Annotated in this window: 1 protein-coding gene; it reads right to left on the reverse strand. The window is 66.9% G+C overall.

All coding sequences use genetic code 11. The features are described 5' to 3' along the window. Positions 1–68: 68 nt before the first annotated feature. The coding region (locus VJI94_RS08125) for a recombinase family protein (RefSeq protein WP_324008982.1) at positions 69–341 on the reverse strand (273 nt) is incomplete at its 5' end.

Consider the following 341-nt stretch of genomic DNA (forward strand, 5'->3'; position numbering starts at 1 on the left):
GTCCGGCAGGCCGTACAGGGCTTCCTGCTCGGCGTCCGACAGGACGGTCAATCGTTCGCTCTTGGTCGTCATCGCGATGACGCTCCACGAGAGCCCGTCCAACCAACCCGTGCCAGGGTCTCGATCAGCGTGGTTCGCTTGACGCCGAAGTTGCGGCACACGGCCGCCTTGGACATGCCACCGTCGAGCGCGGCGATAATGGCATCCAGTTTCTCGCCGGTGATTGCCTGCGGCCGGCCGCCGATCCGGCCACGTTTGCGGGCAGCAGCCAGGCCGGCAACGACACGCTCCTGGATCAAGGCGCGCTCGTACTGCGCGAGCGCGCCGAACACCTGGAACAG

Origin of the sequence: Parvimonas sp. D9 (genome assembly GCF_035282565.1) — a bacterium.
GTDB classification, from domain to species: Bacteria; Bacillota; Clostridia; order Tissierellales; family Peptoniphilaceae; genus Parvimonas; species Parvimonas micra.